At 70.6% G+C, this 24360-nt stretch carries 22 protein-coding genes and 1 tRNA gene; 19 read left to right on the top strand and 4 right to left on the bottom strand.

Going from position 1 to position 24360, the window contains the following annotated elements:
* Nucleotides 1-163 precede the first annotated feature (163 nt).
* From E5671_RS19885 to E5671_RS19860, 6 genes are all read left to right on the top strand, one after another.
* On the top strand, nt 164-814 hold the full coding sequence (locus E5671_RS19885) for a hypothetical protein (RefSeq protein ID WP_336605792.1): 651 nt from the start codon (nt 164-166) through the stop codon (nt 812-814).
* A complete protein-coding gene (locus tag E5671_RS19880; protein ID WP_336605791.1) occupies nt 811-1836 on the top strand; it encodes a hypothetical protein in 1026 nt (341 codons plus the stop codon). Before E5671_RS19885 ends, E5671_RS19880 begins: the two co-directional genes overlap by 4 nt.
* 41 nt (nt 1837-1877) lie before the next feature.
* On the top strand, nt 1878-2195 hold the full coding sequence (locus E5671_RS19875; protein WP_160505314.1) for a hypothetical protein: 318 nt from the start codon (nt 1878-1880) through the stop codon (nt 2193-2195).
* Nucleotides 2192-3538, top strand: a complete 1347-nt coding sequence (locus tag E5671_RS19870) for a putative T7SS-secreted protein (RefSeq protein WP_160505313.1) — start codon at nt 2192-2194, stop codon at nt 3536-3538. Before E5671_RS19875 ends, E5671_RS19870 begins: the two co-directional genes overlap by 4 nt.
* 92 nt (nt 3539-3630) lie before the next feature.
* Nucleotides 3631-4248: a hypothetical protein gene (locus tag E5671_RS19865; RefSeq protein ID WP_160505312.1), complete on the top strand. Its 618-nt coding sequence runs from the start codon at nt 3631-3633 to the stop codon at nt 4246-4248.
* Nucleotides 4245-4955 carry a hypothetical protein gene (locus E5671_RS19860; RefSeq protein ID WP_160505311.1) on the top strand — a complete coding sequence of 237 codons (711 nt, stop codon included), beginning with the start codon at nt 4245-4247 and terminating at the stop codon, nt 4953-4955. Before E5671_RS19865 ends, E5671_RS19860 begins: the two co-directional genes overlap by 4 nt.
* 41 nt (nt 4956-4996) lie before the next feature.
* On the opposite strand, the gene E5671_RS19855 is transcribed toward E5671_RS19860, so the two are convergent.
* The gene (locus tag E5671_RS19855) at nt 4997-5884 is read right to left on the bottom strand and encodes a LysR family transcriptional regulator (protein WP_160505310.1); all 888 of its coding nucleotides are present in this window, start codon (nt 5882-5884) and stop codon (nt 4997-4999) included.
* Between the two features lie 118 nt (nt 5885-6002).
* Between E5671_RS19855 and E5671_RS19850 the strand changes: the two genes are divergently transcribed.
* The 7 genes from E5671_RS19850 to E5671_RS19820 all read left to right on the top strand — a co-directional run bounded on the left by E5671_RS19850 (nt 6003) and on the right by E5671_RS19820 (nt 15586).
* Nucleotides 6003-7259, top strand: a complete 1257-nt coding sequence (locus E5671_RS19850; RefSeq protein ID WP_160505309.1) for an MFS transporter — start codon at nt 6003-6005, stop codon at nt 7257-7259.
* Between the two features lie 471 nt (nt 7260-7730).
* Complete coding sequence (locus E5671_RS19845) at nt 7731-8039, top strand: DUF3039 domain-containing protein (RefSeq protein WP_160505308.1); 309 nt, start codon at nt 7731-7733, stop codon at nt 8037-8039.
* Nucleotides 8040-8209: 170 nt separating this feature from the next.
* Nucleotides 8210-9826 carry a beta-N-acetylhexosaminidase gene (locus E5671_RS19840; RefSeq protein ID WP_160505307.1) on the top strand — a complete coding sequence of 539 codons (1617 nt, stop codon included), beginning with the start codon at nt 8210-8212 and terminating at the stop codon, nt 9824-9826.
* A gap of 297 nt (nt 9827-10123) precedes the next feature.
* Nucleotides 10124-11026 (top strand): FAD binding domain-containing protein, encoded by a 903-nt coding sequence (locus E5671_RS19835; RefSeq protein ID WP_160505306.1) that lies wholly within the window; start codon nt 10124-10126, stop codon nt 11024-11026.
* A complete protein-coding gene (locus E5671_RS19830; RefSeq protein WP_160505305.1) occupies nt 11023-12654 on the top strand; it encodes a 2Fe-2S iron-sulfur cluster-binding protein in 1632 nt (543 codons plus the stop codon). Before E5671_RS19835 ends, E5671_RS19830 begins: the two co-directional genes overlap by 4 nt.
* On the top strand, nt 12651-14963 hold the full coding sequence (locus E5671_RS19825) for a molybdopterin cofactor-binding domain-containing protein (RefSeq protein WP_160505304.1): 2313 nt from the start codon (nt 12651-12653) through the stop codon (nt 14961-14963). The genes E5671_RS19830 and E5671_RS19825 overlap by 4 nt, the downstream gene beginning before the upstream one ends.
* A 74-nt stretch (nt 14964-15037) precedes the next feature.
* Nucleotides 15038-15586 carry an AAA family ATPase gene (locus E5671_RS19820; RefSeq protein WP_443032658.1) on the top strand — a complete coding sequence of 183 codons (549 nt, stop codon included), beginning with the start codon at nt 15038-15040 and terminating at the stop codon, nt 15584-15586.
* A gap of 38 nt (nt 15587-15624) precedes the next feature.
* Here E5671_RS19820 and E5671_RS19815 read toward each other — a convergent pair whose 3' ends face one another.
* The 3 genes from E5671_RS19815 to E5671_RS19805 all read right to left on the bottom strand — a co-directional run bounded on the left by E5671_RS19815 (nt 15625) and on the right by E5671_RS19805 (nt 18287).
* On the bottom strand, nt 15625-15987 hold the full coding sequence (locus tag E5671_RS19815; protein WP_160505302.1) for a hypothetical protein: 363 nt from the start codon (nt 15985-15987) through the stop codon (nt 15625-15627).
* A gap of 104 nt (nt 15988-16091) precedes the next feature.
* Nucleotides 16092-16163, bottom strand: a tRNA-Cys gene (locus E5671_RS19810).
* Between the two features lie 1620 nt (nt 16164-17783).
* Complete coding sequence (locus tag E5671_RS19805; protein ID WP_160505301.1) at nt 17784-18287, bottom strand: ATP-binding protein; 504 nt, start codon at nt 18285-18287, stop codon at nt 17784-17786.
* A gap of 162 nt (nt 18288-18449) precedes the next feature.
* Between E5671_RS19805 and E5671_RS19800 the strand changes: the two genes are divergently transcribed.
* The 6 genes from E5671_RS19800 to E5671_RS19780 all read left to right on the top strand — a co-directional run bounded on the left by E5671_RS19800 (nt 18450) and on the right by E5671_RS19780 (nt 24308).
* Nucleotides 18450-19316, top strand: coding sequence for a helix-turn-helix domain-containing protein (locus tag E5671_RS19800; protein ID WP_160505300.1), 867 nt, complete (start codon nt 18450-18452; stop codon nt 19314-19316).
* A complete protein-coding gene (locus E5671_RS19795; protein WP_160505299.1) occupies nt 19313-19522 on the top strand; it encodes a DUF397 domain-containing protein in 210 nt (69 codons plus the stop codon). The genes E5671_RS19800 and E5671_RS19795 overlap by 4 nt, the downstream gene beginning before the upstream one ends.
* Before the next feature lie 117 nt (nt 19523-19639).
* Nucleotides 19640-21088 (top strand): MFS transporter, encoded by a 1449-nt coding sequence (locus E5671_RS19790; protein ID WP_160505298.1) that lies wholly within the window; start codon nt 19640-19642, stop codon nt 21086-21088.
* A 186-nt stretch (nt 21089-21274) separates the two neighbouring features.
* The gene (locus E5671_RS47435; protein WP_336605790.1) at nt 21275-21406 is read left to right on the top strand and encodes a hypothetical protein; all 132 of its coding nucleotides are present in this window, start codon (nt 21275-21277) and stop codon (nt 21404-21406) included.
* A 116-nt stretch (nt 21407-21522) separates the two neighbouring features.
* Nucleotides 21523-23325 carry a DEAD/DEAH box helicase family protein gene (locus tag E5671_RS19785; RefSeq protein WP_160505297.1) on the top strand — a complete coding sequence of 601 codons (1803 nt, stop codon included), beginning with the start codon at nt 21523-21525 and terminating at the stop codon, nt 23323-23325.
* A gap of 341 nt (nt 23326-23666) precedes the next feature.
* Nucleotides 23667-24308 carry a helix-turn-helix domain-containing protein gene (locus E5671_RS19780; RefSeq protein WP_160505296.1) on the top strand — a complete coding sequence of 214 codons (642 nt, stop codon included), beginning with the start codon at nt 23667-23669 and terminating at the stop codon, nt 24306-24308.
* Nucleotides 24309-24360: the final 52 nt, after the last annotated feature.

Genomic DNA, 24360 nt, shown 5'->3' with positions numbered 1-24360 from the left:
AGGCAGTGGTGTCGGTGAAGTCCTCGCTGAGGCGGGGGTCCGGGTATCGGGCGTGGCTTGCCTCACCCCGTCGAGCTACTAACACAATCCGCCCTGGAGTCACCATGACGTTACGGATAGTGTCCGGTTGCTTCAGCTAACCCCACCCCTCCAGGAGACCAGAGTGAATCGCCCCGTCCGGCTCGTAGCAGCCATGCTCACCGCATCTGCGGCCCTACTGCTGACCGCGTGTGGTGGCTCGGACGACGGCAAGGACGACAAGATCGCCGGTGCTGGCGCAGGCAGTAGAAAGTCGGCATCTCCGTCGCCGTCAACGTCGGCCGACGGGATCGATCGGCCGGAGATCAAGCTGCCGGTGGATATGAAGAACGTCTTCGACGGCCAGAAGACTGGTGACGCGGTGAAGGACGCGGTCCTGGCGGACAGCGAGCGACGCATCAACGCCGTGGACGCGGCGCTCGCGTCGGGGGACCTGAAGCATTCGGCTCTCGCCTTCTATGCCACGGATCGGGCATTGACCGGCCTCTACGAGTACACCAAGGCCAACATCGACAAGAACACCAGCTGGGCGGGGACGGCTCGCTACTTCGACCGGCAGGTAACAGTGTTCAGCAAGACGTCGGCGGCGGTGACGTACTGCGTGGATGAGAGTCAGGCGAACCTCAAGAACCGCAAGACGAACAAAGTGACCAAGGCAGAGACGTCGCCCGACAGCTACGTTTTTTACAACACCGCGATGAAGAAGAACAAGGACGGCGTCTGGCAGACCCGGGACCTCAGCGAGGACCGGGGAGCACAGAAGTGCCAGCCGTGACCGTGAATCGGAGCGGGACGGCGGCGGTGCTCACCGCCGTGCTGTGCGTTCTCGGAACGTACGAGGCTCTGGCCGGCGGCCGTGGCGGCTCCGGATCCCAGGAGCCGGAACCATCGGGCCAGTCCTACGGGAAGAACCTGATGTCCCGGGTCGTCTTCAAGGCAGAGGGAGGCTCCGCCAAGGCCGGAGACACCGGCTCTCTGACTCCCGCTGCGGTGGACTGGAAGCCCCCTGCCTGCTGGTACGAGCCGTACTGGAAGGCCAAGGATTTCAAGACCTTCGTGGAAGCCCAGTGGTCCATCTACGAATCGGTCGGCGGGGACGCCGCAGGCATGGCGGGCGACAAGGAGCACTACAAGGGCGGGAAGCCCTACAAGGACTTCAACGTCGACAAGAACGACAAGGGCATGTGGTGGGTAGGCGTCAAGAACCCGGACATGGAGGGCGACCCAGCCACCGGCGCTTGTGAGCGCAAGACCTTCTGGGTGGACAACGGTGAGCCCGCGAACGCCCCCCAGGCCATCGGCCCCAAGATCCTCGCCGCCCTCGCCTACCAGCAGACCAGGGTGCCGGACACCGAGGTCGAGCTGAAGCCCGAGGCCAAGTCGACGGTCAATCTGCCCACTTGGGCCTGGTTGGACAAGGGAACGTTCAAGGACGTCGAGGTCCGCGCCGAACTGCCCGGCACAGGGCTGTGGGCGCAGACCACCGCGAAGCCGGCCAGCCTCCACATGGAGCCGGGCACGGGGGACGCGGAGACGTACCCGGCATCCGGCGAGTGCGAGTTCAACGAGGACGGCAGCATCGGGACGCCGTACACCCGGGGGGCTTCACAGCACGAGCCGCCGTGCGGGATCAAGTACCTGCGTGCCACGAGTGGTCAGCCGTATCAGCTGACGGCATCGGTGACCTGGGAAATCGAGTGGACCGGCACCGGAGGCGCAAAGGGCAACCTCCCGGACGGGACCTTCGAGACCACCCAAGCCATGAACGTCCAGGAAATCCAGTCCATCAACCGCTGACCGAGCCTCACGCGATGCGACGGCAGCCTCAAGGGGTGGGAATGGCCGACAAGTTGAAGGTCGACGGGGACGAGCTCGAGAACTTCATGAAGCTGCTCAAGAAGTCGAATGACTCGTTGAAGGGGCTGCACAAGGCGCTCAGTGAGTCAACCATCACCGGCCTTGGCACCGATGACCTCGACTCCGCGTGTGAGGACTTCCAGGACGACTGGAAGTACGGCACGGAGCAGATCGGTGAGCAGAGTGAAGACCTTGCCAAGATCATCGACAAGAGCAAGGACGCCTACCGCGAGGTCGACAAAGCCCTGGAGGAGAATTTGAAGGAGAAGGGTAAGAACCGGGGACGGGGCTCGAAGTGACGGTCACGCCGGGTACTGAGAGCGACCCCTTCGCTGGTTCGCCCGCCGCCAGGAACGGCCCCCTGCCACAAGGCCTGAAGTCTTCCCCGGACATCCCGAACCCCAACTATCCGGACCTGGGCTTCAATCCGGTTCCCGGCAACTGCGACATCGTCAAGGCGCTGCACAAGAAGCTGACCGGCTGCGCCAAAGTCCTCCATGAGACGCATGGCGTTGTCACGAAGCTGATGGACGGCAGCTACTGGGAGGGCGATGCGGCGGTCGCCTTTCGCGAGCAGATCGACGGCGGTCCGCTGCCGAAGAACCTGCAGAATGCGGCGAACTCCATCAGCAAGGCCGCCAAGCATCTGAACCGCTGGCACGACGAGCTCCACGAGTACCAGGGCCGCGCGAAACGCTTGAACGCGGACGCGAAGGAAGCGCGGGCCGCCCTTGAGGCGGCGCAGGGGCGAGCGGACACCGCGGGCAAGGACTCTGACCTGGACAAGAAGGGCGCCGGGCAGGATCAGGCGAAGAAGGCGGAGACGCGTACCAACAACAAGGTGGATGACGCCCAGGCGGAACTCGACCGGATCCTGAAGAAGGCCCGCGACCTCGCGTACGAGCACGAGGAGAGGTCAGGGTACCGGGCAGGCAAGATCCGCGATGCGACACACAAGCTGGCGCCGCACGAGCCGGGCTGGTTCGACGAAACGATGGACTGGGTCAAGGAGAACCTGCCCGACATTCTGAGCAGCGTGGCCGCCGTCGTCGGGCTTGCGGCGCTGTTCGTGTTGACGGGTGGGGCGGCTGCGGCGGTGCTGTTGCTGGCTGCGGCGGCGTTGAGCGCGACGGCGTTGAGTATGCGGGTGCTCGGTGACCCGACGTTGCGCGCGTCGCTGTGGGATGGCGTCACCAAAGGCGAGTTCGACACGGGCTTCTGGAGCAACGCAGTCACACTGGGTGGGGATGCCCTAGGCATGGTGCCCGGCGTCGGCGCGGCGTGGAAAGGAGGCGCTGCTGCCCTTCGTGGTGTCGGCGAGGCGGGTGAGGCTCTCACGCTCGGAGCGCGGCTGAGTACTGCCGGTGCGACCACCATGGAACACGCGAGGGCTATGACCCGCCTGGACAATTCCTTGCTCGGGCTCACGATCAGAGGGGCTCGGGCTGAACCAATCGCCAGGACGGTTGAGGTCACATCGGCTGCGGTTGGCGTAGGTACGGCTGGATTCGGGCTGGTGATGAAGATCGTGGATGCCGACGACGACGGCATCAAGGATGGTGCCGTAGCAGTTATCGATGGCACCAGGCTCGGCGTCGATGGCGGCAGTCTCGTCGATGTCGCCCGGCATCTCTTCCATTGATCCGCTGCAGACAGAAAGCTGCTTACATGCATTCCGCCGACTATCCGACCGCCTGGGACCACCCGCCGACTCGTCAGGCATTCATCTGGCACATGGCCACGACTGTCGGGCGGCTGGTCGGATGGGTTGCCGTCTGGTTCGGAACCCTCTTCCTGATCGTCGGCACGCCAGTCGCGATCGCCTGGATCTTCATCCCCCTGCTGGTGTACGCGACCTTCCGCGCCTTCCTCCAACTCGGCTACTTCCCCTGGTCTCTCAACATGCGGCGTGTCCTCGCCCAGTACCCCTGGCAGCACCTCAAGGACGTCCCCCGAGGCCGGAACAAGCACCCAGAGGCCCAGGAGGACGAGATGTGGTACGAGCTTCCCAATCCCGAGAAGCCGGATGAGCGGATCCCGCTGCTCTTCATGGCCAATATGCGCACCTTTTGGTGGATGCGGCGCTTCGGTACGAACAAGACCCAGCCCGAGCTGAAGGCTCAGATCGAGCCCCTGTGGTTCGCCGGCGATCCCCGTTTCTACGCTGTCATCGCGGCGCCGGGTCGAGGGGGTGACGTGCCCAAGCGGCTGCACTTCCTTTACCAGCGTCCGGCCCGGCCCAGCTGGAAAGCTGCCCCGGTCGGATGGGGCGCCAGTCCCGGCGCGCTCGAACGTGCGCGTCGGGCGGGGGCCAGGGTTCCCGACGGCGTGACGCAGGACGAGGTGCGATGACCGCCGCTCCCCATTTCGTGGTCGACGAGTCGGCCGAGGACCCCAGCGCTGACATCTGGTTCGCCGAACCTGCCGGGTTCACCGCGATCCCGCTGACCGCCCTGCTGAACCTGCCCGATGCCCCCGGCGCCGACGGGCTGCGTGCCGCCCTCGGCCCACTCCTGGAAACAGCTCCTGACGACACCACCCGCGAGCGTTTCGTCGCGCAACTTGGCGCGGCGCAGCAGATGTTGGCCGCCCTGTGCGAAATCGGCACCGTCCACTGCTCGATCGGCCTGCATCGTGACGACGTGGCCGATGCCGGTGGTGGCGAGGGCGGCGGGCGGCCCTTGCTCTCCTTCTTCACCCTCTCCTTGCGTGACACAGCCGTCGCACCCCCCGCCGTCACCGCCGCCCGCGCCGTCACCCCCGCCGAGCACCACACCCGTATCGAGTACCTCGAGCTGCCCTGCGGTCCGGCCACCCTCAGCGAGTCTGTACGCACCCCCACACAGGCCAGCGGCCTCCCTCCGGAGCCCCTCCTCCAGGTCCACGCCCACCTACCGCATCCGGACGGCAGGCGTCTGGTGGTGCTCGTCATGAGTACGACGGCCGTCGAGCGGCGCGACGACTACCGGCGTCTGCTCCACCAGATCGCCGAACTCGTCAGCTTCGACAACCCTCTGGACGAGGCGCTGACACAGTGGAACCAGGAGTCCCGTGGATAGTGTCCCGACGCGTACGTGACATGGCGGAGTTCGTGGGCCGACTACCGGGTTGGCTCCGGGGCGAGCAAGTATCGCTCCGCCAACGGATGTGCGTCCCGCGCCGGGATGGCCAGATGTACTGGCACCGGTGGGGCGTTCTTCAGGCGTACGTGGCGTAGGGCTGGGTGCGTGTTTCTGCGGGCCACCGGTTCTGGGGCCACTCCTACGCCGTGGCCTGCCGCTACCGCTTCCAGCCATTCGTCGAAGTTGTCGGCTGTGCAGGCCAGTTCGGGGCGATGGCCCTCGGGCCAGAGTTCGGGGCTTGTCGTCCCCGTGACCGTGTTCACGACCAGGGGCAGATCGGCCAGCTCCGTCCAGTCCACGACGCGGCGTCCCGCGAGTTCGGCCGCGCCGCGTGCCACCACCGCTATGCGGGGTTCGTGCAGGAGTACGCGGGTGCGTACCGCCGTGCCCGGCGGGATGTCTCCTCGTACGACCGCGACGTCGCAGGCCCCTGACGTGAGGCCCGCGAAGGGCGTGTCGCGCCGGACCAGGCGGATGCCCGCGCCCGTCGCGGCCTCGAAGGCGGAGTTCCGTGCGGCGCAGGCCTCCGGGAGGAGGGACGTGAACCCGAGGCGCAGGAGCGGGGGTTCGCTCCCGGCGGCCTCGCGCAGCGTGGCGTCCAGGCGGGCGAGGAGCGGGGCGATGCCGTCGCGGAGGCGGTGGCCCGCTTCGGTGAGTTCCACGTGACGTGTGGTGCGGGTGAGCAGGCGCGCGCCCACCGCTTCCTCCAGGGCGCGGATGGTGCGGGTCAGTGCGGGCTGGCCCGTACGGAGAGCGGCCGCGGCGTGCGTGAAGCTCAACTCGTCGGCCACGGCGAGGAATCCGCGCAGGTGGCGGAGGTCGACCGAGGCGAGGTCATCGGCCGGGACGCGAGCGATGTGATCCATGCCGGCCCAGCATAAATGTGCCTCCGCGGGCATTTCCCGGGGCGTCCGGGCGATGCCTACCTTTCCCACTCCGCGGCGGCTCGCAGGCCGCGCCGTACGAGGAGTGGGAGTTGTCGCTGTGCGCAAGATCTGGCTGCTGATCCTGGGGGCCTTCACGCTGGGGCTCGACGCCTATGTGATGGCCGGGCTGCTGCCGGTGGTGGCCCGGGACCTGGGAACGACCGTCTCGCTCGCCGGGCAGATGGTCACCGTCTTCACCCTCGCGTACGCGGTGAGCGCGCCCCTCGTCGCCGGGCTGATGTCCGGCGTACGTCCCCGGATGCTGATCATCGCCTCGCTGGGCGTTTTCACCCTCGGGAACGGGCTGACGGCCCTGGCGCCGTCCCTGGCCGTGCTTCTCGCGTCCCGCGCGGTGGCGGGGGCCGGTGCCGGGGTCTACTCCGCGCTCTCCACCGCGGCCGCCGCCTCCCTCGTCCCCGAGGAGCGGCGCGGGCGGGCGCTGGCCCTGGTGATGGGCGGGATGAGCTCGGGGACGGTGCTCGGCGTGCCGCTGGGGGTGCTTCTCGCCGAGAGTGCCGGGTGGCGCGCGACGATGTGGGCGGTGACCGGGCTCGGGGCGATCACGCTCGCGGGGCTCGCCGTGTGGCTGACACCGGTCCCGGCGGACCCGCCGGTGCCGGTACGGGCACGGCTCGCGGCGTTGACGGACCGCGCGGTGGTGCCGGTGGTGGGGGTTTCGTTCCTGGCGGCCGTGGCGAGCCTGGGCCTGTACACGTACCTGGCTCCGGTCCTGTCATCGGCGGGCGGAGTGGAGGAAGCGGGCGTCGCGCCCTACCTGTGGGCGTGGGGGATCGGCGGGATTCTGGGCAGCGTCGTCGCCGGCCCCCTGGTGGACCGCACGGGCCGGGTAATCACCCTGGTGGCGGGCGTGCTGCTGGCCCTGGTGCTCGCGGAGGCGGCCCTGCCGCTGCTCGGCGCGGCGGCGTTCCCCGCCCTGGTGCTGTGGGGCGCGGCGGGCTGGGCGCTCCAAGTCCCGCAACAGCACCGCCTGTTGGCGCTGCGAGCGGAGCGGGGCACGGTGGCTCTGGCCCTGAACAACTCGGCCCTGTACCTGGGCAGCGCGGTCGGCTCGGGTGCGGCGGGCCTCGCCCTCTCCATGGGCCTCCCGGCGAGCCACCTGCCGTGGGCCGCAGCCGCGGTGGCGGGGGCGGGCCTCGTGCTGCATCTCGCGGGGGCGCGGTCGCGACACCTCGCGGGGGCGCGGGCTCGGCATCTCTCGGGGGCGCGGTCGCGACGGGAGGCGGGCGCGACGGCTGCGGCGCCCGACGAGGCCAGGGGAGAGGCCGCCGACAAGGCCGGGTGCGGGGCGGCCTGAGGGCGCCCGGCCGGTACGGGCGTTGCGCGGCTGGGCGGGGTTGTTCCGGCGGCTCTGCGTCCGGGTGGTGTCGGTGGTTGGGGTGCGTGGGTATGGCGGGGTTGTTCCGTCGGCTCTGCGTCCGGGTGGTGCCGGTAGTCGGCGTGCGTGGGTCCGGGGCGGTTGTTCGGTCGGCTCTGTGTCCGGGTGATGGCGGTGGCCGCGGTGCGTAGGTTCGGCGCGGTCGTCCCGTCGCCCCTGCGTCCGGGTGGTGCCGGTAGTCGGCGTGCGTAGGACCGGCGCGGTTGTGTCGTCGCCCCTGTGCCCCGGTGATGCTGGTAGTCGGCGTGCGTAGTTACGGCGCGGTTGTTCCGTCCGCCCTGCGTCCGGGTGATGCCGGTAGTCGGGGTGCCTAGGTTCGGCGCGGATGTCCCCTCGACCCTGCGCCCGGGCGATGCCCGTAACCGGTGAGCGTAGGTACCCTTGGATGCCATGAGCACTCTTGAGCCCGAGCCCGAGCGCGGGGCAGGTACGGGGACCCTCGTTGAGCCGACGCCGCAGGTGTCGAGCGGTGACGGTGACCACGAGCGCTTCGCGCACTATGTCCAGAAGGACAAGATCATGGCGAGCGCGCTCGACGGTACGCCCGTCGTCGCACTCTGCGGCAAGGTGTGGGTGCCGGGTCGTGACCCGAAGAAGTACCCCGTCTGCCCCATGTGCAAGGAGATCTACGAGTCCATGAGCGCCGGTGGCGACAAGGACAAGGGCGGCAAGGACGGCAAGGGCGGCGGCAAGAAGTAGCCCCCGGTAGCTCCCCCCCCGGGTAGCTCCCCCCGGGTAGCTCCCCCCGGGTAGCCCCTCCCGGTAGCCCCCGGGCCCCCGGGCGCGGTCCATGGCCCTCCTCGCGGTGGGGCGTTGCGTGTACCGCAACGCCCCTTTTGCGTTGTGCAATCGCGTGGCAGATTCGCCGCATGACCTTTGAGCAACTCATCCCCGCGCCCGCACGCGCCGAGGGACCGCATTCCGAAGGCTTCATCCTCGACTCCTCCACCGCGCTCCGGGCCGGAATCGGCACCGAGTCGACCGAGCGCTGGCTGCGTGCCACCCTCGGCGCCGCGCTCGGCCTGCCCCTGGCGCCCGGCGAGGGCAGCGGCGTCTCGCTGGGCATCGATGACTCCCTCGCGCCCGAGGCGTACCGGCTCACCGTGGGGGAGAGCGGCGTCGAGATCCTCGGTGGCGCCGCACCCGGCGTCTTCTGGGGGGCGCAGACCCTGCGGCAGCTCATCGGGCCCGAGGCCTTGCGGCGCGCCCCGCTGCGGGCGGCGGGGCGGTACGCCGTCCCGGGGTGCCTGATCGAGGACAGCCCCCGCTTCGGCTGGCGCGGCATGATGCTCGACGTGGCACGGCACTTCATGCCCAAGGACGGCGTCCTGCGCTATCTGGACCTCCTCGCCGCCCACAAGCTGAACGTCTTCCACTTCCACCTCACCGACGACCAGGGCTGGCGCATCGAGATCAAGCGCTATCCGAAGCTCACGGAGTCCGGGTCGTGGCGGCCGCGCTCGAAGTGGGGGCACCGGGCGTCCGAGCTGTGGAACGACACCCCGCACGGCGGCTACTACACGCAGGACGACATCCGCGAGATCGTCGCGTACGCCCATGAGCGGCACATCACCGTCGTACCCGAGATCGACATCCCCGGGCACTCGCAGGCCGCCATCCACGCCTACCCGGAGCTCGGCAACACCGACGTCGTCGACACCTCCTCGCTCGGCGTCTGGGACACCTGGGGCGTCAACCCGAACGTCCTCGCCCCGACCGAGAACACCCTTCGCTTCTACGAAGGGGTGTTTGAAGAAGTGCTTGAGCTGTTTCCCTCCACCTTTATCCACGTCGGGGGAGACGAGTGTCCCAAGGATCAATGGAGGCAGTCGCCCACCGCTCAGGCCCGCATCAAGGAACTCGGCGTCGGTGACGAGAACGGGCTGCAGAGCTGGTTCATCCGGCACTTCGACAGGTGGCTCACTGCGCGCGGGCGGCGGCTCATCGGATGGGACGAGATCCTGGAGGGTGGTCTCGCCGACGGTGCCACCGTGTCCTCCTGGCGCGGGTACGGGGGCGGGATCGCGGCGGCCAAGGCCGGTCACGACGTCGTCATGTGCCCCGAGCAGCAGGTGTACTTGGACCACCGACAGGACGGCGGCCCCGACGAGCCCGCCCCCATCGGCTTCGTCCGCACCCTGGAGGACGTCTACCGCTTCGAGCCGCTGCCGCCGCAGCTCACCGCCGACGAGGCCCGGCACGTGCTCGGCACCCAGGCCAACGTCTGGACCGAGGTGATGGAGTACCACGCACGCGTGGATTACCAGGTGTTCCCGCGCCTCGCCGCCTTCGCCGAGGTCGCCTGGAGCCCGCTCCCGGCATCCGCCGAGCGCGACTTCGCGGACTTCGAGCGGCGAATGGCCCCGCACTACGCGCGACTTGACGCACTCGGCGTCGACTACCGCCCGCCCGGCGGCCCGTTGCCGTGGCAGAAGCGCCCGGGAGTGCTCGGACGCCCGATCGACGGGGCGCCCCCGAACGTGTGAGGCGCACCCCATAGTCCGTGTGTCGGGCCGCCCGCGCTGAGAGCGTGGGCGGCCGGACGAAAGCCGTACAAGAGTCACCGAAGAGTGGCAATTCCCGCTGACCGGTGAGGGCGTGTGAAACCGGCACATCCCCCAGGTCTGCGGACGAATGGCTCCTAGCGGACCCCCGCGCCGGGGGCCGGGGAAGATGTGCCAGAGTTGCCACGTCCGGGCTGTGAGCACGTACCGTACGGCGGAACAGGCGTAACGGTGAGAACGGCGAGAAAGCCGCCGGGCATCGGGAAGGGGCAGCCGGTTTTGACCACGCACGCACCGCAGGCGGCGCAGACCGCGCAGACGGCGAAGCTGCCTGGGACGTTGGACGAGGCCGTAGAGGCGCTCGCCGCGATGCCCGCCGCCGTGCCCGTAGCCGGCGGCACCGACCTCATGGCCTCCGTCAACGCGGGCCTCCTGCGCCCCGCCGCGCTCGTCGGCCTCGGCCGCATCAGCGAGATCCGCGGCTGGCAGTACCAGGACGGTCACGCACTGCTCGGCGCGGGCCTCACCCACGCACGCGTCGGGCGGCCCGACTTCGCCGCGCTGATCCCCGCGCTCGCCGCGGCCGCGCGCGCGGCCGGACCCCCGCAGATCCGCAACGCGGGCACTCTCGGCGGCAACATCGCCACGGCGGCACCGACCGGCGACACCCTGCCCGTCCTGGCCGCCCTGGAAGCCGTCCTCATCATCGCGGGCCCCGGCGGCGCACGCCGCGAGGTCCCCGTCTCGCACCTCCTCGCGGGGATGGACATGCTCCGCCCCGGCGAACTCATCGGCTTCGTACGGCTGCCGCTCCTGCACGCCCCGCAGGTCTTCCTGAAGGCCACAGGGCGCACGGGCCCCGGCCGCGCCATCGCGTCCGTCGCGCTCGTCCTCGACCCCGCTCGGCGTGGCGTGCGCTGCGCGGTCGGCGCCGTCGCACCGATGCCGCTGCGGCCCCTTGAGGCCGAGCAGTGGGTCGCCTCGCTGATCGACTGGGACGGCGAGCGGGCGATCGTGCCGGAGGCGCTCACGGCCTTCGGTGAGTACGTCGCCGCCGCGTGCATCCCCGACCAGCCTCCGGCGGACGATGGCTCCCCGCAGCCGCTGCCGCCCGCCGTACTGCACCTGCGGCGCACTGTCGCCGCGCTGGCCCGACGAGCACTGGGGAGGGCGCTGTCGTGAGGGACGACCAGACCGATGGCAACGCTGCGAACGCCGCGAACGGCGGTTGGCAGCCGCATCCACAGGGTGAGTACGACTCGGACGCCACGGCCTTCGTGCAGCTGCCGGAGGGCGCCCTGGACGCCTTCGACCACTCGCCGCTCGCCGCGCCCGGCCACGGTTACGTGCCGCCGCAGATAACGGTCACCCCCACCACGGCCGACGCGACGGACCCGGCCGCCACGGGTGTCTGGGTCATGCCGCCCGAGGTGACGGGCGCGGGCACCGGAGTCGCGGGCGTCGGCGTCCAGAACGTGCAGTGGCCGGACGCGGGCGGCGTGCCCGAGCCCGAGGCGCCGGTCCACGAGCCGGAGCACGCGTACGACCCCCGGGCCACCGGGCAGTGGAGCTTCCACGAGGCGGAGGGGCACGCGCCCGCCGCCCCTGCCCCGGCCGATGTCACCGGACAGTGGTCGATTCCGGTCGCCAACGGCGATCTTCCGGACGAATCGGGCGAGTTCACCACGTCTTCGCTCGCGGCACAGTGGGGCGGTACGCCGCCCGCGACGCTGCCGGGCGGCGCGGCGGCGCCGTGGGCGACCGGCGGTGCGGGCGCGGGCGCGCCGTGGTCGGAGCCGGCACGGGAGCCGCATGCCGAGCAGTATCCGCACGCCGGGCATGCGCAGCACTCCGGGCACGCCGAGACGCAGACGCAGCCGCAGCAGCACGTCGAGCCGCAGCATCACGAGCCCGTCGTGCCCCCGGAGCCGTTCGTCCCCGAGCCCCCGGTCGCCCCTGAGATGCATGTGGTGCCCGAGGGGCCTGTGGCGCACGAGGTGCCCGAGACGCCCGACGCCCCCGCAGAGCCGGAGCCGGAGCCCGGCCCGGAGCCCGAAGCCGAAGCCGAGCCCGAAGCGGACGTCGAAGCGGAAGCTGAAGCCGAGACTGAGGCCGAGGCTGAAGCCGAAGCCGAAGCCGAAGACCCCGAAGAGGCCGCAGCCACCACCCCCCTCTCCGACGAACACCCCCTCTGCTCCTACGTCCTGCGCGTCAACGGCGCCGACCGCCCCGTCACCGACGCCTGGATCGGCGAGTCCCTCCTCTACGTCCTGCGCGAGCGCCTCGGCCTCGCGGGCGCCAAGGACGGCTGCTCGCAGGGCGAGTGCGGTGCCTGCAACGTCCAGGTGGACGGCCGTCTCGTCGCGTCCTGCCTGGTGCCCGCCGCCACCGCCGCCGGGAGCGAGGTGCGCACCGTCGAGGGCCTCGCCACCGACGGCAGGCCCTCCGACGTGCAGCGGGCGCTCGCGGCCTGCGGTGCCGTCCAGTGCGGCTTCTGCGTACCGGGCATGGCGATGACCCTGCACGACCTCCTTGAGGGCAACCCCGCCCCGACCGACCTGGAGACCCGCCGCGCCCTGTGCGGCAACCTGTGCCGGTGCTCCGGCTACCGGGGCGTGCTCGACGCCGTGCAGGAGGTCGTCGCCGAGCGCGAGGCGTCCGCGGCCGCCGCCGAGCCGTCGGCGCAGGACGACCATGCGGGCGAGGCACGCATCCCGCACCAGGCGGGACCCGGCGCCGGAGGAGTCAACCCGGCGGCGCAGGGCGGATCGTACGAAGGACCTTACGGACAGGACGGAGGCCAGGCGTGAGCAACGAAGCCGCGGGGAACGGGACCACCGCGACCGCAGTGGAGCCGCAGCCCGGCCCCGAGCCGCTGCCGCACGGCATCGGTGCCTCGCTGCCGTCCGCGGAGTCCCGTGCCAAGACGGAGGGCACTTTCCCCTACGCGTCCGACCTCTGGGCGGAGGGGCTGCTGTGGGCGGCCGTCCTGCGCTCGCCGCACGCGCACGCGCGCATCGTCTCCATCGACACGTCCCAGGCGCGCGAGATGCCGGGCGTGCGCTCCGTCGTCACGCACGAGGACGTGCCCGGCGATGCGCTGCACGGCCGCAAGACCGCGGACCGCCCGGTCTTCGCGTCCGACGTCGTACGCCACCACGGCGAGCCCATCGCCGCCGTGGCCGCCGACCACCCCGACACGGCGCGGATGGCCGCCGCCGCCATCTTCGTCGAGTACGAAATCCTTGAGCCGGTCACCGACCCGGAGAAGGCCTTCGCGGCCGAACCCCTGCACCCCGACGGCAACTTGATCCGGCACATCCCGCTGCGGCACGGCGACCCGGAGGCGGCGGGCGAGCTCGTCGTCGAGGGTCTCTACCGCATCGGCCGCCAGGATCCCGCGCCGATCGGAGCGGAGGCGGGTCTGGCCGTACCCCGTCCCGACGGGGGCGTGGAGCTGTACATCGCCTCCACCGACCCGCACACCGACCGCGACATGGCCGCGTCCTGCTACGGCATCGACCCGGACATCGTGAAGGTCGTCGTGACCGGCGTCCCCGGCGCGACCGCCGACCGCGAGGACGCCAGCTTCCACCTCCCGCTCGGCCTGCTCGCGCTGACGACGGGCTGCCCGGTGAAGCTGACGGCGACCCGCGAGGAGTCGTTCCTGGGCCACGCCCACCGCCACCCCACCCTCCTGCGCTACCGCCATCACGCGGACGCCGAGGGCAAGTTGGTGAAGGTGGAGGCGCAGGTCCTGCTCGACGCGGGCGCGTACGCGGACACGTCGTCGGACGCGCTCGCCGCGGCCGTCTCCTTCGCCTGCGGTCCGTACGTGGTCCCGAACGCCTTCATCGAAGGCTGGGCGGTCCGCACGAACAACCCGCCGTCCGGACATGTCCGGGGCGAGGGCGCCATGCAGGTTTGTGCGGCGTACGAAGCCCAAATGGACAAGATCGCCAAGAAGTTGGGCATCGACCCGGCCGAGGTGCGGCTGCGCAACGCGATGGCCACGGGCGACATCCTGCCCACGGGCCAGACGGTCACGTGCCCGGCCCCGGTAGCCGAACTCCTCGCCGCCGTACGGGACTTCCCCCTCCCCGAGCTGCCCAAGGACACCCCCGAGGACGAGTGGCTGCTGCCAGGCGGCCCCGAAGGCGCGGGTGAACCGTCCGCAGTGCGTCGGGGCGTCGGCTACGGCCTGGGCATGGTCCAACTCCTGGGCGCGGAAGGCACGGACGAGGTCTCCACGGCCACGGTGAAGGTCCACGACGGCATCGCGACAGTCATCTGCGCGGCGGTAGAGACGGGCCAGGGCTTCTCGACGCTCGCCCGCCAGATCGTCCAGGAGACCCTTGGCATCGACGACGTCCGAGTGGCCCCCGTAGACACGGACCAGCCCCCAGCGGGCCCGAGCTGCCACGGCCGCCACACATGGGTGTCGGGCGGGGCGGTGGAGCGCGCGGCGAAGATGGTCCGCACGCAGCTGCTCCAGCCGCTGGCCCACAAGTTCGGCATGTCGACCGAGCTTCTCCAAATCACCGACGGCAAGATCACGTCGTACGACGGCGTGCTGAGCACGACGGTGACGGAGGCGATGGACGGCAAGGAGCTCTGGGCCACGGCCCAGTGCCGCCCGCACCCCACCGAGCCGCTGGACGAGGCGGGCCAGGGCGACGCGTTCGTCGGGATGGCCTTCTGCGCGATCCGCGCTGTGGTGGACGTGGACATCGAGATCGGTTCGGTACGGGTCGTGGAGCTGGCGGTCGCGCAGGACGTGGGCCGCATCCTGAACCCGACCCAGCTGAAGGTGCGTATCGAGGCGGGCGTCACGCAGGGAGTCGGCGCCGCGCTGACGGAGAACCTCCGTACGCCGCGGGGCTTGGTCCGCCACCCGGACCTGACCGGCTACGCCCTGCCAACGGCCCTGGACACCCCGGACATCCGCATCGTGAAGCTGGTGGAGGAGCGTGACGTGGTCGCGCCCTTCGGGGCGAAGGCGGCGAGCGCGGTACCGGTGGTGACGACTCCGGCGGCGGTGGCCTCGGCGGTGAGGGCGGCGACGGGCCGCCCGGTGAACCGCCTCCCGATCCGTCCGCAGGCGGCGGTGGCGCAGTAATCCGCGGGTCAGCCCAGGAGCCCGCACAGTAATCCGGAGGCGAGAGGACCGGCTCCCTTGGCACGATGGGAGCCATGACTACCTCTGATCCCGATGGCGTCATCGTCATCACCGGCATCATGGCGTCGGGCAAGTCCACGGTGGCGCAGGCCCTGGCCGAACGGCTTCCGCGCGCGGCACACGTGCGGGGCGACGTCTTCCGCCGGATGATCGTCTCGGGCGGCCAGGCGTACGAGCCCGGCGCATCGGACGAGGCCGAGGCCCAACTCCGGCTGCGGTACGGCCTGTCGGCGTCCACGGCCGACGCGTACGCGGCTGCGGGCTTCGTCGCGGTGGTCCAGGACGTCATCCTGGGCGAGGAGTTGAAGGCGTACGTGGATCTGCTGCGTACGCGCCCGGTACACGTGGTCGTGCTCGCCCCGAGGCCGGAGGCGGTCGCGGCGCGGGAGGCGGACCGCGGGAAGACCGGCTACGGGGCATGGACGGTGGAGGACCTGGACACAGGGCTGCGGACCACGACCCCGAGGATCGGGCTCTGGCTCGACAGCTCCGACCTGACGGTCGAGGAGACGGTGGACGCGATTCTCGCGGGGCTCGACGAGGCGCTGGTCCGGGACCGGTAGGTCGCCCGGCCCCGGACCGCGTCCCCCTGTGGTGCGGGTCAGCCTCGGTACTGCAGGCGGGTCAAGTAGATGAACTTGCCGCCGACGCCCGCGTTGAGGTCCGTGTCGTAGCGCTCCCACGGCTTGTCGGGCGTGGGGTCAGGGGTGAGCGAGATGATGACGTTGAGCCCTTCGAGCGGCTCGCCCGGCTCGCCCGGCTCGCCCTCCTCAGGGTCCGTGGTGAAGGCGGCGTGGATGGACTTGCGCTTGATCTGGGGATTCGTGCGGTGGGGGACGGGGTGCGGCTGACTGGGGGCGCGTGGGGACGCGCCGGGTCTGTCCGGCCTTCGGCCGGATGGCGGTGGAGGGGTATGGGTGGGGGGTATGGGTGGGGCGCGAGGGGGCCAGGGGGTGGCTGTCACGGTCGGGGCGCAGTGACTGGTGACGCGCGGATTGGCGCGCATGAGCGCGCATGACGGAAGAAGGTGACCCGGGGAGGGCCACCTTCTTCCTTGCCAATACTCGGAGGCCGTGGCGGGAATCGAACCCGCGTTACTGGATTTGCAGTCCAGCCCCTAAGCCACTCGGGCACACGGCCAAGTCGTTGATGACCTGACTCCTTGAACGTAGCCGTGGCCGACGGGTTGGCTCAAGGGATCTCCGGCCGCTGCAACGGGACTGCCATGCGGCGTTCATGAACCGGGGGTCACGCGGGCGTATTCACCTACTTATTAGCGTGGTTGCTGTGGGTGGGTGGCTGAGCGAGCCTCCATCCCGTGTGGGTGTGCGCGGCTCCGGTGGGGGCTGACTTTCGTCGGCTGATCTACGTACGGGCCCAGATTTGCCAACCCCTTTCCACAGCACACAACCAACGCCGCCGGTACCGCTTCCCCCTCAGCGACAACGCGCCGCCACGTGTGCCAGAGGGTCAAAAGGCAGCAGCAATAGGGGGGTGGGTGGGGGGATGGGGGGGGCGTGGGGTGGGTGCGGGGCGTGGGGTGGGTGGGGTGCAGGCGGGGTGTGCGGGGCATGCGGGGGGTGGTGGCGTGCTGGGCGTGGGTGGCGCGCGGGGCGAGGGCTTCGCGGATGGGGCCTGGGCTTTCGCGGATGGGGGCCTGGTCGGGCCGGGTGGGGCTCATTGCAGAGAAGTTGCACTTCTTTCCCGCGAAACCCCAGCTCACTGCCGAAGCAGGTGGGATTTTCCTGCAATGGGGGCTCATCGATGCCGAAAGGCGGTCGGGCGACGGCGAGCGATGGTCCGGCGACGAGGCGGGGTGGTTCGTGGCGGCGGTCGACTGGCGGCCGGTGGTGAGGGGTGGTTGGTGGCGGCGGTCGACTGGCGGCCGGTGGTGAGGGGTGGTTCGTGGCGGCGGCCGACTGGCGGCCGGTGGTGAGGGGTGGTTCGTGGCGGCGGCCGACAGGCGGCCGGCGGGGAGGGGCGGTTTGTGACGGGGGCCGACGGCGGCCGGTGGCGAGGGAGGGTTTGTGACGGGGGCCGACGGCGGCCGGTGGTGAGGGAGGGTTTGTGACGGGGACCGACGGTGACCGGTGGCGAGGGAGGGTTCGTGACGGCGCCCGATGGTCCGGCGACGAGGAGGGATGGTCCGTGATGGCGGCCGACAGCCGCCGGGCGGCGAGGGGCGGTCCCGTGGCGGTGGCTGACTGGCGGCCGGTGGTGAGGGGTGGTTCGTGGCGGCGGCCGACAAGCGGCCGGCGGCGAGGGGCGGCCCCGTGGCGGTGGCTGACTGGCGGCCGGTGGTGAGGGGTGGTTCGTGGCGGCGGCCGACAAGCGGCCGGCGGCGAGGGATGGTTCGTGATGGCGGCCGACGGCGGCCGGTGGCGAGGGGTGGTTCGTGGCGGTGGCCGACAGGCGGCCGGCGGCGAGGAGGGATGGTCCGTGATGGCGGCCGACAGCTGGCCGGCGGCGAGGGAGGGTTCGGTGGTGTTGAGCGAGGGGCGGGTGGCGGGCGTATCCCTCCGTTGGTGTCGCCGTTGTTGTTGCTGCGTCTTTGGGCTGTTGGTCGCCGCGCTTTGGGGCGGGCTCTGACGCCGCCCTCGGGGTCGGCCCTGCCCCGTCGTGTAAACCCCGGTGTCCAACTCCGTGGCCACGTTCGAACATCAGGCGGCGAAAGTCAGCCCCCACCGACCCGCGCACACCCACACGGGATGGAGGCTCGCTCAGCCACCCACCCACAGCAACCACGCTAATCGAAAATCCTCACTGCGTGGACCTCGCGGCTCCCTTCTGGCTCTGCAGGGGGTCCGGGCGGGAGGGGGCCGCCGGGGTGGGGCAAGTGGGCGTGGAGGTGGCGATTTCCGCCCAGATTGTTTTGCAGGGGGGCGAGCCCAGCTCCGTGCCCCAGCGGTCGGACAGCGCGGCGACCAGGAACAGCCCTCGGCCCGACTCCGCGTAGGCGGGCGGGAGTTCAACATCTACCGGTGTGCTGCGGTCCGCCCTCGCGTCCGTTACCTCGATACGGAGCGTGGCCGCCTCGGTGAGCCTGAGCGCCAGGCGGAAGCTTCTGCCCGGCACGTAGCCGTGCAGCGCCGCGTTGCTCGCCAGCTCGGCGACGATCTGCTCCGCCGCCTCGAACGGCAGTCCCCAGGCGCGGAGTTGCTCACCCGCCAACAGCCGTGCCAGGCGGGCGCCTCTGCGGGTGGCGGACAGCAGGATCGTGAACTGGCGCACGGGGGTGGGGGTGCGGGTGGTTTCTTGATTCACGTCACTCAGAGTGGCCGCGCGTGCGTACCGTGAACAGCGGCGCGGGCTGTGCGTACCGCGTTTGTCCCGCGCTTGTCCCGGCTTGTCCCGGCTGTCCCGGGTGACGTACGGGTACGAGTGCGCGTTGGGCTTGGACGGTACGTCGGAGGTGGCGCGGTGGGCATGGAACGTGGCGGCGATGGGTGTAACAGCGGGGCGGACGAGCCTGGTTGGGACGTCGATCCGGAGGACGAGATCAGCGCGGTGGTCGAAATGACCGGTCACCAGCTCAAGTTGTGGAGGGAAGCGGCGGGCCTTCGTGTGGCCGAGTTCGGGGAGGCCATCGGGTACGGGGAGGACCTGATTCGGAAGATCGAGCGCGGGGCGCGGATTCCTCGTCCCGAGTATCTGGACAAGGTGGACGAGGTCCTTAACGCGGGCGGGCTCGTCTCCGCGATGAAGAAGGAGATGCGGGAGGCCCGTTACCCGAAGAAGGTGCGGGAGCTGGCGAAGTTGGAGGAGCGGGCGGTTGAGGTTGCGCTCTACAGCAATCACAACATCCACGGGCTCTTGCAGGCGGAGGAGTACGCGCGGGCGCTCCTCGGTACGTGGCGGCCTTCGCTCTCTGAAAGCGAGTTGGAGCGGGCGTTGGCGGCGCGTATGGCTCGACGGTCCATCTTCGAGCGGTCTCCGGCCCCGGACCTCAGCTTCGTGCAGGAAGAGGTGACGCTCCGACGTCCGATCGGAGGGAGGATGGTGTTGCATCGGCAGCTCGAACGGCTATTGGAGCTAGGCCAGTTGCGAAACGTCGAGATCCAGGTGATGCCGACCGACCACGATGGTCACCCTGGAACGGCCGGCCTGATTGAGGTGCTCAAGTTCGGAGACGGGGCGGCCGTCGGGCGTTCCGAGGGGGCGTTCAACAGTCGCCCGGTCACCGAGCCGAAGCAGCTCCGTATCCTCGAACTGCGGTATGGAATTATCCGGGCCGAGGCTCTCTCACCACGGGAGTCGCTGGCCTTCATCGAGCAAGTGCTGGGAGAGACATGATCCGCAAGGCCTCTGCTGGGGACACTTCCGAGCTGAATTGGTTCAAGAGCAGTTACAGCAGCAGCAGTGACCCCAACGATTGCGTCGAGATCGCCACCACCCCCGCCACCATCCACCTCCGCGACTCCAAGAACCCCCAGGGCCCCCAACTGGCCTTCGCCCCAGCCGCATGGGTCGACTTCGTCACGTACGCATCCGAGAGCTGACCCGGGAGCTGACCCGGAAGCTGATCCGCACGCAGCCCGAGACGTAAGACCAAGGGACCAGAAGCCCCCCGACCCTGGACAGGGGTCACCAGTAGCCATGCCCCTTACGCTGGCCGCATGACCGCCCTGGACCCTCGCGACACCGGCGTCGCCGCCGCCCCGATAGCCCCGCCGTCCGAGCTCCGGGGCGGAGTCCTGCGCGCCCCCTATCGCGCCCTCAGCTTCGGCATCGTCTCCGTGGTTCTGCTCATCGCCTTCGAGGCGACGGCCGTCGGGACCGCGATGCCGGTGGCCGCCCGTGAGCTGGACGGTGTTTCCCTTTACGCCTTCGGTTTCTCCGCGTACTTCACCACCAGCCTCTTCGGCATGGTGCTCTCCGGGCAGTGGGCCGACCGGCGTGGGCCCCTCGGTCCGCTGGCCACCGGGATCGGCGCCTTCGCGGCGGGGCTGCTGCTTTCCGGGACCGCCGGGGCCATGTGGATGTTCATCCTCGGGCGGGCCGTCCAGGGGCTCGGCGGCGGACTCGTCATCGTCGCGCTGTACGTCGTCGTCAGCCGGGCCTATCCGGAGCATCTGCGTCCGTCCATCCTGGCGGCGTTCGCGGCCAGCTGGGTCGTGCCTTCCGTGGTGGGGCCTCTGGTCTCCGGGACCGTCACCGAGCACCTGGGGTGGCGCTGGGTCTTCGTCGGGATTCCCGTCCTCGTCGTCGCGCCGCTCGCCCTTGCTCTGCCCGCCATCCGCCGCACCGCCTCCGGGCCCGTCGACCCCTCAGCGCCCGTCGAGGCCTTCGACCGCCGCCGGGTCCGGCTCGCGCTCGGGATCTCGCTGGGGGCGGGGCTCCTCCAGTACGCGGGTCAGGAGCTGCGGTGGCTTTCGCTGCTGCCCGCGGCGCTCGGCGTGGTCGTCCTCGTGCCCGCCGTCCTCGGACTGCTGCCGCGCGGCACGTACCGGGCCGCTCACGGCCTGCCCTCCGTCGTGCTGCTGCGCGGCATCGCCGCCGGGTCCTTCATCGCCGCCGAGTCCTTCGTGCCGCTGATGCTCGTCACCCAGCGCGGGCTCTCGCCGACCTTGGCGGGGCTGTCGCTGGCCGTCGGCGGGGCGACCTGGGCGTTCGGGTCCTTCGTACAGTCGCGGCCTGCCATGGAGCCGCACCGGACGAGGCTCATGGTCGTCGGGATGTTCCTGGTCGCTGCCGCCATCGCCACCGCACCCACGGTCCTGATCGACGCCGTGCCCGTCTGGATCGTGGCGGTGGCCTGGGCCTTCGGCTGCCTCGGCATGGGCACCGTCATCGGGTCCACCAGTGTCCTGCTGCTGCGGCTCTCGCCCCCGAAGGACGCGGGCGCCAACTCCGCCGCCCTCCAGATCTCCGACGGCCTCTCCAACGCCCTGCTGCTGGCCGCCGGAGGCGCCGCCTTCGCCGCGCTGGGCGGCGGCATGATCGGCGCGCACGGCTCCGCCACGGGGGCGGGCGGCTCGCATCCGGGGGCGTTCGTCGCGGTGTTCTTGCCGATGGCGGGGGTGGCATTGGTGGGGGCCTGGGTGGCGACGCGGGTGCGGGAGTGATCGCTCTTCTGTTGATCGCCGAGCGGGTGGCCTGCGGCCCGCCCCCGCGTGTGCGTGACGTGGGTCTTGTGGCGTTCGCGGTGCACCGCCATGGGGCGGTGGTGTTCGGTCGGGATGCCGCATCTGCGCCGACTGCGCCGACGCAACAGGCGCACCGCATGGGTGTCCTGCGTCGTCCTCCTCGCCATGAACGACGTGCAGTTGCGGCCCGACATCGACGCGGCCGAACGCCTGGTCGTCGCCGTCGCCGCGGGTGAAGTGGACGACGTGAAGGTGATTTCCGAGGCGCCGCGCGAGCCGGCCGAACCGCCGGTGTGAGACCTGTCGCACCCGCCCGGCTCCCCGTGCCGGACTCCGCAGCGCGTCAACCTTCACCGGTAGGGTGGCCCGGTTGTCATACGTAGCCGAGCAGCCCGACCCAGACCACGGAGACCGTGACTACCACCGCCGCCTCAGCGTCCTCCGCCTCCCACCACCTCTCTCCCGCCTTCCCCGGCCGCGCCCCCTGGGGCACCGCCAACAAGCTGCGTGCCTGGCAGCAGGGGGCGATGGAGCGGTATCTCCAGGAGCAGCCGCGTGACTTCCTCGCCGTCGCGACACCCGGCGCAGGCAAGACGACGTTCGCGCTGACCCTCGCGTCCTGGCTGCTGCACCACCATGTCGTGCAGCAGGTGACGGTGGTCGCGCCGACCGAGCACCTGAAGAAGCAGTGGGCTGAGGCCGCGGCCCGCATAGGCATCAAGCTGGACCCGGAGTACAGCGCGGGCCCGCTCAGCAAGGAGTACCAGGGCGTCGCCATCACGTACGCGGGTGTCGGCGTGCGGCCCATGCTGCACCGCAACCGCGTCGAGCAGCGCAAGACCCTCGTGATCCTCGACGAGATCCACCACGCCGGTGACTCGAAGTCGTGGGGCGAGGCCTGTCTGGAAGCCTTCGAGCCCGCGACGCGGCGGCTCGCGCTCACCGGTACGCCGTTCCGGTCCGACACCAACCCGATCCCCTTCGTCGCGTACGAGGAGGGGAACGACGGCATCCGGCGGTCCGCCGCCGACTACACGTACGGATACGGCAGCGCGCTCGGCGACGGTGTCGTGCGGCCCGTCATCTTTCTTTCCTACTCCGGCAACATGCGGTGGCGTACCAAGGCCGGCGACGAGATCGCCGCGCGGCTCGGCGAGCCGATGACCAAGGACGCGATCTCGCAGGCGTGGCGCACCGCGCTCGACGCGCGCGGCGAGTGGATGCCGAATGTACTGAAAGCCGCTGACCAGCGGCTCACCGAGGTGCGGAAGGCCATCCCGGACGCCGGTGGCCTCGTCATCGCGTCCGACCAGGACTCCGCCCGCTCCTACGCCAAGCTGATCCGCGAGCTCACCGGGGAGAAGGCCACCGTCGTCCTCTCCGACGACACGGGCGCCTCCAAGCGGATCGACGACTTCACCGCGAGCACCGACCGGTGGATGGTCGCGGTCCGCATGGTGTCCGAGGGTGTCGACGTGCCGCGCCTCGCGGTGGGTGTGTACGCCACCACCATCTCGACGCCGCTCTTCTTCGCCCAGGCCGTCGGACGCTTCGTGCGTTCCCGGCGGCGCGGCGAGACCGCGTCGGTCTTCCTGCCCACGGTCCCCGACCTCCTCGGCCATGCCAACGAGATGGAGGTCGAGCGCGACCACGTACTCGACAAGCCGAAGAAGGAGGGGGAAGAGGACCCCTACGCCGAGTCCGAGCAGGAGATGGACGAGGCGAACAAGGAGCAGGACGAGGACACCGGCGAGCAGGAGCAGTTCTCCTTCGAGGCGCTGGAGTCCGACGCCGTCTTCGACCGTGTCCTCTTCGACGGCGCCGAGTTCGGCATGCAGGCGCACCCGGGGAGCGAGGAGGAGCAGGACTATCTCGGCATCCCCGGCCTCCTCGAACCCGACCAGGTGCAGATGCTGCTCCAGAAGCGGCAGGCCCGGCAGATCGCGCACAGCAAGAAGCGGCCCGACGAGGAGGCGGATCTTCTCGAACTGCCCGCCGAGCGGCGGCCCGTAGTCTCCCACAAGGAGATGCTTGAGCTGCGGAAGCAGCTCAACACGATGGTGGGCGCGTACTCCCACCAGAGCGGGAAGCCGCACGGCGTGATCCACACCGAGCTGCGGCGCACGTGCGGCGGGCCGCCGAGCGCGGAGGCCACCGCCGGGCAGCTGCGGCAGCGGATCGCGAAGGTCGGGGAGTGGGCCACCCGCATGAAGTGAGGGTGCCCTCCGGGGGCGCTGGAGGGGGTGCCGGAGGGGGCGCTGGAGTGGGGAGGAGTGTGTTCCGTGTGTGCGGGAGTCGTGCACACCTCTGCCGGAGTGCCCCGCGTATGGGGCATTGCGCCCCTAACAACCGGTCTCGTGCCCGGATTCTGGACGGAGTCTTCCGCTGAGCGGGACGGCCTCGCTAATGTCCCCGCAACGTACACGCCCCGTGGCAGCGCCGCCGCGGAGCGCAGCCGGAGTTCCGACCGGCGGCCTCTGACGCGCGTCGCCCACGGGACCGGCGACGCAACCGCCGCGTAAAGGGGCCGTCGACCCTCACCTAAGGAGTGGGCGTCGTGACCGCGGAGACTTCCCAGACCCTCGACCGAGGACTGCGTGTCCTCAAGTTGTTGGCCGACACCGATCACGGGCTCACCGTCACCGAGCTGTCGAACAAGCTCGGTGTGAACCGCACCGTGGTGTACCGCCTCCTCGCCACCCTTGAGCAGCATGCCCTGGTCCGCCGTGACCTGGGCGGCCGGGCCAGGGTCGGCCTCGGGGTGCTGCGCCTGGGCCGCCAGGTGCATCCGCTGGTGCGCGAGGCCGCGCTGCCCGCTCTGCGCTCCCTCGCCGAGGACATAGGCGCGACGGCGCACCTGACGCTGGTCGACGGCACCGAAGCGCTGGCCGTCGCCGTCGTCGAGCCGACCTGGACGGATTACCACGTGGCCTACCGGACCGGCTTCCGGCACCCCTTGGACCGGGGAGCCGCGGGCCGCGCGATCCTGGCCGCCCGGCAGGGCCTCGCCACCGACCCCGGGTACGCGCTGACACACGGCGAGCTGGAGGCCGGCGCGAGCGGGGCCGCGGCGCCTCTGGTCGGCGTGACCGGGATAGAGGGGAGCGTGGGCGTGGTCATGCTGGCGGACTCCGTGCCGGAGCGGGTGGGGCCGCGGGTGGTGGATGCGGCGCGCGAAGTGGCGGATGCGTTGCGCTGAGGCCGCGCGGGCGAGCCGCTTCTCTTGGGCGCCGTCGGTCACCGGCTTCGCC

The sequence above is a fragment of the Streptomyces sp. BA2 genome (assembly GCF_009769735.1).
Taxonomy (GTDB): Bacteria; Actinomycetota; Actinomycetes; order Streptomycetales; family Streptomycetaceae; genus Streptomyces.
Note: the sequence above shows the minus strand (reverse complement) of the source record. Positions and strands in the feature narration are given on the sequence as shown.

Coding starts and splice junctions, on each gene's coding strand:
- E5671_RS19865 (WP_160505312.1), top strand. CDS start 3,631: ATGGCCACGACTGTCGGGCGGCTGGTCGGATGGGTTGCCGTCTGGTTC.
- E5671_RS47435 (WP_336605790.1), top strand. CDS start 21,275: ATGAACGACGTGCAGTTGCGGCCCGACATCGACGCGGCCGAACGCCTG.
- E5671_RS19860 (WP_160505311.1), top strand. CDS start 4,245: ATGACCGCCGCTCCCCATTTCGTGGTCGACGAGTCGGCCGAGGACCCC.
- E5671_RS19840 (WP_160505307.1), top strand. CDS start 8,210: ATGACCTTTGAGCAACTCATCCCCGCGCCCGCACGCGCCGAGGGACCG.
- E5671_RS19855 (WP_160505310.1), bottom strand. CDS start 5,884: ATGGATCACATCGCTCGCGTCCCGGCCGATGACCTCGCCTCGGTCGAC.
- E5671_RS19845 (WP_160505308.1), top strand. CDS start 7,731: ATGAGCACTCTTGAGCCCGAGCCCGAGCGCGGGGCAGGTACGGGGACC.
- E5671_RS19790 (WP_160505298.1), top strand. CDS start 19,640: ATGACCGCCCTGGACCCTCGCGACACCGGCGTCGCCGCCGCCCCGATA.
- E5671_RS19800 (WP_160505300.1), top strand. CDS start 18,450: ATGGAACGTGGCGGCGATGGGTGTAACAGCGGGGCGGACGAGCCTGGT.
- E5671_RS19795 (WP_160505299.1), top strand. CDS start 19,313: ATGATCCGCAAGGCCTCTGCTGGGGACACTTCCGAGCTGAATTGGTTC.
- E5671_RS19875 (WP_160505314.1), top strand. CDS start 1,878: ATGGCCGACAAGTTGAAGGTCGACGGGGACGAGCTCGAGAACTTCATG.
- E5671_RS19820 (WP_443032658.1), top strand. CDS start 15,038: ATGACTACCTCTGATCCCGATGGCGTCATCGTCATCACCGGCATCATG.